This is a genomic window from Leptospira chreensis (genome assembly GCF_016919165.1).
GTDB classification, from domain to species: domain Bacteria; phylum Spirochaetota; class Leptospiria; order Leptospirales; family Leptospiraceae; genus Leptospira_A; species Leptospira_A chreensis.
Window position 1 is genome coordinate 1 of record NZ_JAFFPS010000030.1, and the last position, 10,602, is coordinate 10,602.

A 10,602-nucleotide genomic window follows, 5' to 3' on the forward strand; every position below is an offset into this window, starting at 1 on the left:
AAACGAGTGACAGAAGGGAAATGTGGCGCAGCCCAAGCGAGGCCTCGTGCCGAAGCGCAGCGTTTCCACGCTGTTATGCGCTGAAGCTGATCTATTAGAACGATATTCCTGCTGAAAAGTCAATGTAGGCTTCGGTATTTTTTCTTGAAAAACCAAATAATTCTTTTTTCTTCGAATCAATTAGAGGATTAATGATTAAGTTAGCGGCAATATTTTGATAATCAGAATTAGAAACTAAGTAACTGTATGAATTTGATTTAATCTGATTATCATAAATGAACATAGGTCCACCGGCTATAGTAAAAAAGACGCCATTGTCGAGTATCAATTTTAAACCTAAGCCTGGTGAAAAATAAGCGGTTGATTTTCTCGTAACGTTAATATTGAATTCTGAAAAATTATTACTAAACGTAGGAATTATAAAAGCAGAATAAGTTTGAGAAACTTCTGGTAGAGAGCCTAATGTAGCATTTAAGAAAAAAGGAGAATTAAAAAAATAGTAATTATAGAAAACCTTTATTGAATTTTGATTAAATGAAAAATTCTCATTGAAGATGAATAAATAATTTGGCGATGGTAAGTATGTTTTTTTATCATCAGAAGAGTATTTAGAAAAAATAAAATTAGCACCAATTTCATTTTTACTATCAAATGCGTAAGAAGCTCCTAAAAACTGCATAGAATAATAGTAAGAGATACTATTCAAACCTGTATAAACGGAAATAGGTTTGTCATTTCTTAATTGAATTTGTTTCTCGAAGAATGATTGAGAATAAAGACTATTCGTAAACAATAGAATTGTAAAAAAGTAAAATTTCATTTTAACTTCCTGATTATTTTTTTATTAATTTGATTTCAGCTTTTGCGCATAACGAATGAGCCTTCCCGAAGTTTCCCGCCCTGAGCCTCGCAGAGGCGTTAGGAGAAGCGGGAAATTTGCCGTAGGCCGAGCGAGGGCAAGTCCCGAAGCGTAGCGGGAACGGCGATGTTACACGCAGTTTCCGAAAGTAGAGAAGAGATTCTTGTAGAAAGGAAAGAACTGGAATGAAAAATTCTTAATCATCTTATATTCTTTTTCTTCTCTTAAATGTCTTTGTTCTTTTCTTTCTTAATCCGTGAATACTGTTTTCCGCTTAAAATCCCAAGCAAAGCAGTCGCAAGAGTATTCAATTGCAAAAACGTATTTGAAAAAGCTGAAACGATCAGAAAGACAATATTAAGGGTAAAAGATTTCTACAATCTCTTTGAAATTTTCTTCTTTCTTAATTTCTTTTGTCTTTCTCTTCTTTATTTCTTATTCACTGATTAGATTGATTAAGCGGAAAAACTTTTTTTTTCATTCTTCTGCTAAGTTTTTCGGATATTGCGTGTAACGAACTAGACTTACCGAAGTTCCCCGACCCTGAGTCCCAACGGGACGTTAGGGACTGGCATGCAGCTTGCGTAAGCAAGGCGAATGCCAGAAGGGGAATTTGGCGTAGCCCGAGCGAGGGCTTGTCCCGAAGCGTAGCGGTAAGTCGCTGTTATGCGACGTTTCCGAGGTAATCAATAATATTAAGCCACGGATGGCGTTTATACTAAGCTTTTAAGAGAACAAATTCCTCTTTTTTCTTGTTTCTTCTTGGAACGGCTTTAATTTCAACATCAAAGCCACAAGCATGAACATAATCGATTAAAGTAGAAATTTTAATGTCAGATCTAGACTCAATTCTAGAAACGCTTACCTGGGAAAAACCATCAACATCGGTTTGTTTGATACCTTGGTTTTGTCTTAACTCAGCGAGTTTTAGTTTGAAAATTTCTTTCTGAGCCTCAGCCTTTGCTTGGTTAATTATATCTTGCGGAACAAATTTGGCTAAGTCAGTATCAAAGTTTTTTAATTCTTTTTTTTGTTTTTTCTTAAGCATCTTACAAATCTCCCAAGTATTCAGAATATAATTCTTCTGATTTTTTAATCATCACTGGATAAAACTTTTTCGAAGTCGCTTTGTTTCCGCCAATGAGTAAAATAGCATTTCGTTTAGGGTCGAAAACAAAAAAGATTCGAAAAGGTCTATTTTTGCTATTAACTCTAAGTTCCTTTAGGTTTTTAATCTTAGATCCAGTAATAGTATCTACGTGCGGACGTCCAAGCCTAGGACCGAATTCCTTAAGAATTTCAATAGAAACTAGAATATCCTTTTTTGCGTCATTATCTAGTTCCTTGATCCAGAGAATTAGTTCCTCTGTTCTCTTTATCTCATACACTAGACGTAATATAACATAGGAGTTATATCTGTCAATAGGCTTTTTTGTATCTTTTTATCCTTTATTATCTCTCTAACGGGCATGGACGCCCGTTTTTAATTGGGCTCTCGGAAATGTTCGCATAACGAACTAGGGGAGACGACGTTCCTCGTAGCTGAGCCTACGTAGTAGGCGTTAGCGTCGGCGCGCTTTTTGCGAACGCAAGAAAGCGTGACGGAGAGGAATGTGTCGCAGACCGAGCGAGGCCGGCAGTGCCGAAGCGAAGCGTTTCCCCGCTGTTACACGCAGTCGCTTATTCTCCAGTCATTTGTAGTGCTTTTTCTATTAAAGCTTTGGAAAGATGGATATCATGTTCCTCAAGAAGCATTAATGAACTTTTAATTTCAGAAACTAATCCCTTGTTTTTTGCAGAGATAAGAATTCCAATAGTTCCAATGACTTTTTGATTTTCCAATTTAGCAACTTTTCTAGCTTTTTTATCATCAAGTAACAGAATGCTATTTTTAAATTCCTTCGATAGAACAATAGCTTCTGATTCACCTTTTCCTAATGAAAGTCTATAAGCGTTAAAGGCGTCTATATTGTTGCATTTTTTTATAAAGGGTTTAGTCCATTCTTGTAATGTGGAACTGAATTTTTTGTCTGTCTGAGCAATTTCTTCGTAAACTGAGAAAGGAACGATGATATCCTGAAAAATTTCATCTAAAAGATGTAGTTTATTAATAATTGCTAGTGATATTAGGGGAGATGAGTCAGCAATTATTATCAATGTGAATCTATTTTAACAAAGAAGATTCGGAATCTAGGTCATCTGAATCGTAATCAATAACTGGTATTCCGTCTCGTGAAATTTTATGCATAAAAGTTTTTAGATCTAAAGATGAAAACTCAGCTGCTTGTGTTAAAGTAAATCTACCCTTAGTAAAAAGGTGTTTAGCAAATTCAAATTTTAAGTCATTCTTTAATGAATCTTCCGTTTCGTTTATTGCTAAAAGTAGATGGTCAGGAATTTCTATCTGCAAAAGGCTCATAGTTCGATTTTGATGTAGAATTTGGATTTGTCAAATTGATTTACTTGAGTATTCGTTCGGATATTGCCTTTTCTGATCAAATTTTAAGCGATTGCGTGTAACGAACTAGGGGAGACGACGTTCCTCGTAGCTGAGCCTCGCAGAGGCGTTAGCGTCGGCGCGAATCTTGCGAATGCAAGAGACGTGACGGAGAGGAATGTGGCGCAGCCCAAGCGAGGGCTTGTCCCGAAGCGAAGCGTTTCCCAGAAGTTATACGCCGTAACTAATTCGTAAAATATGTTTGGAATTTTCTTCCCTTGTATTTATTGATTAGTTCGTCTGTGATTTTGTTCTCGAGTGTAAAGTAGATATCTTTTGAAACTATTAGAGAATTACCAGGTCTGAATATTCCATTGGGATTATCATACTTTAGAATTTTCAAACTAAGACATTTTTGAATTCTTGGATTCTGAAAAATATATCCATGATTGTATTTGTAGCTTTGTTCTCTTTTTGGATTTATCATTATTTCTGTAGATAATGTTTCATTTGCCGGAAACCAGTAAAGGAAGTTAAGTTTTGGATCATTATCAATTTCGAGTAGAATATCAATATACTTTTGTTCATTAGTATTCTCATTGGTAGTATACCTTTCTTTAAATTTTTTTAATCCAATTCTATGAGATATATATTTTACTATTTTTAAGAAAATATATGGCAGAATTATTAATAATATAAATAAATAAATTTCGGTAGTTAGTATAGCATTATTAATCTGTTCAGGAAGTTGACCTAATAAAATTCGCCTATCTTTTTTATCAGTAAAATCAAATAAATCTATTCCATGCGAATAATATAATCTCAAATAAAGCATTATTATATAACTTGTGTAGTATAGTCCTAGTGCTAATCCTCGACTAAATAGAAATTTAAATAGATCATCCATTTTTATTACCTGTGTTGTAAATTATGATACTTAGTAAATGTATTTTTAGTTATGGCGTATAACGAACTAGACTTACCGAAGTTGTCCGACCCTGAGTCCCGGCGGGACGTTAGGGACTGGCACGTAGCTTGCGAACGCAAGGCGAGTGACAGGAGGACAATTTGGCGCAGCCCGAGCGAGGGCTAGTCCCGAAGCGTAGCGGTAAGTCGCTGTTAGCCGAAGTGATTTATTTTACTTAACTTCCTTTTTAGGTTTGAAAAAGTAGTTAAATACCTTTTTTCCTATTGAATCATTTATTACGTTGTCTAACAGTTCCTGATCTCTCATTGCATATTTATAATCGCGATCTATTTCCTTAGTCATATAATTTTTTAATAGATCCATTCTTAGGTAAATATTTGCTTCGAGTAACTGTTCGGGTGTTAAGTTTAATTCCGAAGCACTTAGGTTTACGTTATTATGTGCAATAATTGAAAGTTTTGAAAAAGTTAGTTTTTCCGCTTGGATATCAAAGATTTTTAGTATTAAAAGCTTTAGTATGTAGTAGCATGCTGTAATAATTCCAGATGAAATTAATACCGAAGGTAGTTTTAATATTATAACATCGGATACTTTGCTAAGGGTTAACAAAGCAATTATTTCTATAAAGGTTAATGTACTGTTGTAAAGATTGACTACTATTGTGATTAATACAGCTGAAGGAACTATTGAAAAGAAACCATATGCCCATAAATATTTATTTCCTTGCTTCGAAAATGATGCTAGTTCATTACTATATAAAGCCGATTCATTTTTAATTGTTCTCAGGTTCGATTGTTTTTCTAAAATTTCCGTATTTAGTTTCTTATTTTGAGCATCAAGCAGTCTTGATTTTGATTCAATTTCGTTGAGTTCTTTTTCCCTTTGCTGTAGGTTTATTTCTGTTTTAGATAGAGCTTCTGTCTTTGTTTGATTTAGCGATTCCTGAGCAATTAGGTCAGCTTTTAATTTATTTATGCTTTCTTCAATTGTATTTACTTCTTGAGTTTTGCTTGTAAAAGAGGTAGTTAGTTCGGTAACTTTTTGCGATAATTCAGTGACTTCTGTTTGGTGTTTTGATTTTTCGTCTTTAATTTTTTTTCTATCTATAGCTATTTGATTTTCAATTTCATTTTTATATTGTTTAATTTTACTTAAAGGTTCAATTAAACTTTCGATTTCAATTAATGGAACTCCATGAAAACGCATTGCATTTATTGTTATTTTATCAAAATTTAACCATCCTGAATCGTAAGAAAAGACTAGTTTTGATATAATAGTATTTATTGAAATTTTATAAAATTTACTATCATCGGATTTGATTTCTTCAATAGGAAAAATCCTATTGGAATTTGTGAATATATCTGATCCTGAAATTCGTATTTTCTCAATGTCAATAAAATTTGAATCTATTTCAATATAGTTCAAAAAGTATGCCTCTTGGAGGTTAATTTGAATACTTTCTGAGCTGATTTTGAGTTCAAATTTATCTACAGTATTGTATAATTTGTTTTCTTCTTGTTTTGAACTTACTAGAAAACTAGGTATTTCTTTTAATTCATAAGTTTCGGGATTGAGTTCTTCCATATGTATTTCCTTTTATAATTTCTGATTTAATCATTTCGGCTAACGAACGAGGCTAAACGACGTTCCTCGGAGCTGAGCCTACGGAGTAGGCGTTAGCGTCGGCACGTATTCTTGCAGAGCAAGAATCGTGACGGAGAGGAATGTGCCGAAGGCCAAGCGAGGGCTTGACCCGAAGCGAAGTGTTTAGCCGATGTTATGCGAAGTTTCTTTTATGTAATATTAATTCTTTCTTCGGAGAATTTTCGTTCCATTCTAATGAATGATTTTGTCATTTCTGCCAAAATGATTGCTTCTTCTTTGTTGATAGTAGGAAGAGCCGTTTGTCCATGACCTGCTAAAGGTTCGGTATTTCTCTTTTTATAGATTTTAATTATCAAATCTAATACTTCGTTAGGAAAGCCTGATTTCTGTCTATATGATTCAAAGAAACTTCCTAAAGTTTGATTTTCAATGTTAGGATTTTTGATCACATCTTTTGCTAATGTTTCGAAAATTGTTCCGCAGGTATGTAATACGCCAGAGAAATCATTGTTGGAAAGCAATAACTCCATTCTATTGACTAATAATCTTATGTTTGGATGTTCACTGGATAAGTTGTCATCTGGTATTGTTTGATCGTTATCTATTTCAATATAAATTTCTCCATCGTCATCATCAATGAATTCGAGCAGCATGTTGTGGTCAGCAAATATTTCATTGATTTTTTCTATTGGTAATATGTCCTCTGAAAGTAAGTCATGAATCATATCGATGAATTGAATAGTATCGGTGCGTATTGTAATTAATTCTAGTTCCGCAAAATGCCAGGCATGCTCAGGAGGTAAATAATATTCATCGTCTGTTTCCAAACGGTATAATGGTTTTCCTTCTATTTGTCTTCCAATATTAATAATACGATTTTTCTTGATTATCGAGACATTTGAATCGTCTGTTAAAGTGCATTTTCTAAAAAGTCTTGCGATATCGAGTCTAAGCTCGTGCGGTATTACTTCAAATTCTAATTGTTTTTTTTGTTTTTTACTTAATCCCATTTTTTTTCTCCTGATAAATATTTAAGAAATTTCGCATAACGAACTAGACTTACCGAAGTTCCCCGCCCCTGAGTCCCTGCGGGACGTTAGGGACTGGCATGTAGCTTGCGTAAGCAAGGCGAATGCCAGAAGGGGAATTTGCCGTAGGCCGAGCGAGGCCTCGTGCCGAAGCGTAGCGGTAAGTCGCTGTTATACGACGTTTTCAAAGTTATACCTATTTAATTTATCGAATTAGTTAAAACTAAATTTCTTCAATTTCAATTGAAATTGAGTTTTTAATAGTTTTATATCCTGAAATTGACATTGGAATTGGAGCAAGGTAACTTGTTGGTGTTTGTGCTACAAGAGACATTAAAGTTAGCCCATAAGTGAGAAAAGTTTTGTCTATGTCAATTTTTTGATTAATAATATGATTGAAAACAATTTTGGTCGAGTTTTTAGAAAAATCTAAATATTTACAATTTAAGTTTTCTGGGTAAAAATCAGACTTATAGTTCAGTTTTAAACAATCTTTTTTATCTGTTAAATTTAGATTAAGAAAGGCGATTTCATTTTTTTGAAATGGCCTAAAAGTATTATACTTTAAAAATATTTTAGCACATTGAGTTGTATTATCCAATATAGGAATTATGATTTCCTTTGGTTCTTTAATATGAATTTCTTGAATTTTATCAGAACATTCAAATTCACGTTCATTTTTCCAGCTTATTTTATAGAATGATATATCAAGAAGAAGAGGATAATTTTCAAAGTCTTTAAACTCTAAAACTAGTTGTTTCGACTTAGGGTCACTTTCACTTATTTTAGAATTGTAATCATCATATTTTTGATAGCTTACACAATTAATTAAGAGAGTTAAGATTATTAAGAAGGTTTTAGTATTTTTCATATTTAATTTTAGAATTTATTTTGAAAATGGCGTATAACGAACTAGTGGAGACGACGTTTCCCGACCCTGAGTCCCGACGGGACGTTAGGGACTGGCACGGAGTTTGCGGATGCAAACGAGTGACAGAAGGGAAATGTGGCGTAGCCCAAGCGAGGCCTCGTGCCGAAGCGCAGCGTTTCCACGCTGTTATACGCTGGCCAGAAATATTGTAATGTTTGTTCTTTCTTTACTAAAATTCTTAGATTTTAATAATTAAGGATTTTGAATTATATACGGATTAATTATAGAAATTTTTATTTTATTTGTGAGCAAATCTATCAGCATATAAATCTAAAACTTTTTTGATCATAGATTGATAAGGTACACCTGATTTTTTAGATTGAGCTTTGAAAAAACTAATGCTTTTCTTGCTTAATAAAATGGTAACTTTTGAGTTATCTTCTTTTGTAATCAACTTATCCGGAGGAGGTAAGAAATCGTTAATAACTAGAGACGAATTGAGAGCTTTCGCTACGTCACTAGGAGCTTTAGTGTAATTTGTTTTCTTTTTCATACAGTTTTTTTCCCTCTCTCCAGAATCCCGCACCGTAGATTCTAATGTTTTTTCCTCTTAAGGTAAACCGAACAGTAATAATTCCCTCAGGGACTAAGCCAAAACAGAAGAAACGTTCTTCAGATTCTGTAGAATGCAAAATATCTTTTGAAATAATTCTATTTTTATCAAGAAAAGCGAATTGGGCAGTATAAAAGTCAACACCGTGTTTCTCTAGGTTTTCCTGATTCTTTTTAGAATCCCATTCAAATTCCACATCTATATTTTGTATATTTTTGTATGTATGTCAATACATATATTTGACTGTATTTTGGAGTTTTGTTTCCTCTTTTTTGTCCTAAGAAAATATTTTTTCTGGCTTGCGTATAACGAACTAGACTTATCGAAGTTGTCCGACCCTGAGTCCCGAAGGGACGTTAGGGACTGGCACGAAGCTTGCGTAAGCAAGGCGAGTGACAGGAGGACAATTTGCCGGAGGCCGAGCGAGGCCTTGTGCCGAAGCGTAGCGGTAAGTCGCTGTTATGCGTCGTGATTACTTTTTAATAGCCTGCTTAATTTCTTTAACTAATTGATTTATATTTTCTTTACTTGGATGGTTTTTTATAAGCTTTCTTACCATATTTTCTCGGATTGAAGGTGGGAGTCTTCTTAGAATTCTGTGCTCAAATTCTTGTAGGAATTGTCTATCGATTATTAAACCGCTTTCTTTTCTAATTGAATCTTGAAAAAGTACGAAAAATTCCTTATCGTCTACCATAGATATTATATCGAAATAATATCCTAAGGGTTTTAGATTAACATGAGGTATGGTTTTATATATTTCATTTATTTTAATATTATAGTTTTTATCAATATCAGAAGAATCCTCAATTAAGAATATATAGCTCGATTGAGTTTTATTAAGATTATCTATAAGTTTTTGAGAAGTAAATGCGCTTCCAAGAGAAATTACATTCAATTTTTTATAATCAGTTTCAGCTAAAATATAGTCTGATAAGCATTCAATAAAGAATTCATCGTTTTTACCTTCAACGAAGATATTTAATTCTTTGGATTTTTTGGAATCTTTACTTTTGTGAGATTGCAAATTCTCAAATTGCTTAAAGTATGAATCTATACCATTTATTTTTCTAGTTCGTTTAAATAAAGGAATCCAAGAATTAAGAGAGCCCCAGATATGTGGTATAGTTGAATTTGGGGTATTATAATAGAAAACAGTAAGACCGCCAGTGTTTCCGTATCCTAAAGGAGCTTTTGGATTACAAATTCTTCCATAGTATTCAAGTCTTGATTTTAATCTTTTTCGACTTTCAAATTCTAATCCTTCGTAAAAAGGTGAATCAAATGAATTTATTGTATCAGTAATATCATATTCGAATGCTGAGAAAACATGGGCTCCTGTTTCTTCTTCTACTTTTTTAATTCCGCTTTTCATACCTAGGGCAGTTAAAAGAAAGAAATTGTTTATTCCTAATGGAATTAATGTTTCTCTTAGTTTGATTATTTCTTTTGTTGATTGATCGCCAGAAGAAATTATATCATCTACCAAGACTATATTTTCTACTCTGCCTTCTTCAATATGTATTAGTGATTCTTCATCTAGAAAGTTTTCTTCAGATAATTCATTTATAATTCGAAAATTATATGAAATCATAGAGCCACTTTTTCCAGCTTCACCAACTCCGGCAAAAAGAGTATTTTTTGAAGTAATTTTCGTATTTTTATCAATAGATTTTCTTTCAAGTTTACTGAAAGCTATAGATAATGCATTTTGTAATTCATCAAATCCGATTACATTCAAATTTTTAATAATTCTAAATGCAATATCTAGGTCTTCATTATCGTACTGCAATATCCATTTTATGACTTCAGCCTGATTAATTTGAACATTCCAAGTCTCGATTATTTTATTAATTTCTTCGATTTTATCATTTATAATTTTGGGATATTTCATGGTACTCGTTCCTTTTATTTAATCATGACGCATAACGAACTAGGGGAGACGACGTTCCTCGTAGCTGAGCCTCGCAGAGGCGTTAGCGTCGGCGCGACTTCTTGCGGAGCGAGAAGCGTGACGGAGAGGAATGTGGCGCAGCCCAAGCGAGGCCTTGCGCCGAAGCGAAGCGTTTCCCCGCTGTTATGCGACGGTCGTGTTATACACTGATAAGATTTTGGTGAAAAACTTCTTCCAATCTTATAATAGTTTTTAGAGTAGGGTTTGATTTGTGTGGGTCTTCAAACTTCTGATAAGTTTGATAAGCAATATTAAGTTTTTGAGCAATTTGCTTTTGACTCAAACCTTGTTTTTCTCTACTTTTCTT

At 33.6% G+C, this 10,602-nt stretch carries 13 protein-coding genes; all 13 read right to left on the reverse strand.

Annotated features, from left to right (window positions below; translation table 11 throughout):
* Window positions 1-94 precede the first annotated feature (94 nt).
* Entirely contained in the window at window positions 95-820 is a 726-nt protein-coding gene (locus JWG41_RS09345) for a hypothetical protein (RefSeq protein WP_205269666.1), read from the reverse strand.
* A gap of 757 nt (window positions 821-1,577) precedes the next feature.
* Entirely contained in the window at window positions 1,578-1,907 is a 330-nt protein-coding gene (locus JWG41_RS09350) for a helix-turn-helix domain-containing protein (RefSeq protein ID WP_002975989.1), read from the reverse strand.
* Window position 1,908: 1 nt separating this feature from the next.
* Window positions 1,909-2,247: a type II toxin-antitoxin system RelE/ParE family toxin gene (locus JWG41_RS09355; protein WP_015679797.1), complete on the reverse strand. Its 339-nt coding sequence runs from the start codon at window positions 2,245-2,247 to the stop codon at window positions 1,909-1,911.
* Window positions 2,248-2,539: 292 nt separating this feature from the next.
* Window positions 2,540-3,016, reverse strand: a complete 477-nt coding sequence (locus JWG41_RS09360; protein WP_205269667.1) for a PIN domain-containing protein — start codon at window positions 3,014-3,016, stop codon at window positions 2,540-2,542.
* 7 nt (window positions 3,017-3,023) lie between these two features.
* Complete coding sequence (locus JWG41_RS09365) at window positions 3,024-3,278, reverse strand: UPF0175 family protein (RefSeq protein WP_205269668.1); 255 nt, start codon at window positions 3,276-3,278, stop codon at window positions 3,024-3,026.
* Window positions 3,279-3,540: 262 nt separating this feature from the next.
* Window positions 3,541-4,203, reverse strand: a complete 663-nt coding sequence (locus JWG41_RS09370; RefSeq protein WP_205269669.1) for a hypothetical protein — start codon at window positions 4,201-4,203, stop codon at window positions 3,541-3,543.
* A 231-nt stretch (window positions 4,204-4,434) separates the two neighbouring features.
* Window positions 4,435-5,808: a hypothetical protein gene (locus tag JWG41_RS09375; RefSeq protein WP_205269670.1), complete on the reverse strand. Its 1,374-nt coding sequence runs from the start codon at window positions 5,806-5,808 to the stop codon at window positions 4,435-4,437.
* 209 nt (window positions 5,809-6,017) lie between these two features.
* Window positions 6,018-6,839 (reverse strand): hypothetical protein, encoded by an 822-nt coding sequence (locus JWG41_RS09380; RefSeq protein WP_205269671.1) that lies wholly within the window; start codon window positions 6,837-6,839, stop codon window positions 6,018-6,020.
* Window positions 6,840-7,080: 241 nt separating this feature from the next.
* Window positions 7,081-7,728 (reverse strand): hypothetical protein, encoded by a 648-nt coding sequence (locus tag JWG41_RS09385; RefSeq protein ID WP_205269672.1) that lies wholly within the window; start codon window positions 7,726-7,728, stop codon window positions 7,081-7,083.
* A gap of 298 nt (window positions 7,729-8,026) precedes the next feature.
* Window positions 8,027-8,281 (reverse strand): CopG family transcriptional regulator, encoded by a 255-nt coding sequence (locus tag JWG41_RS20925; RefSeq protein WP_231292432.1) that lies wholly within the window; start codon window positions 8,279-8,281, stop codon window positions 8,027-8,029.
* Window positions 8,256-8,537: a BrnT family toxin gene (locus tag JWG41_RS09395; protein ID WP_002981841.1), complete on the reverse strand. Its 282-nt coding sequence runs from the start codon at window positions 8,535-8,537 to the stop codon at window positions 8,256-8,258. Before JWG41_RS09395 ends, JWG41_RS20925 begins: the two co-directional genes overlap by 26 nt.
* Window positions 8,538-8,813: 276 nt before the next feature.
* Window positions 8,814-10,235, reverse strand: coding sequence for a phosphoribosyltransferase (locus tag JWG41_RS09400; RefSeq protein WP_205269673.1), 1,422 nt, complete (start codon window positions 10,233-10,235; stop codon window positions 8,814-8,816).
* 199 nt (window positions 10,236-10,434) lie between these two features.
* On the reverse strand, window positions 10,435-10,602 hold a 168-nt coding region (locus JWG41_RS09405), incomplete at its 5' end, for a helix-turn-helix domain-containing protein (RefSeq protein WP_205269674.1).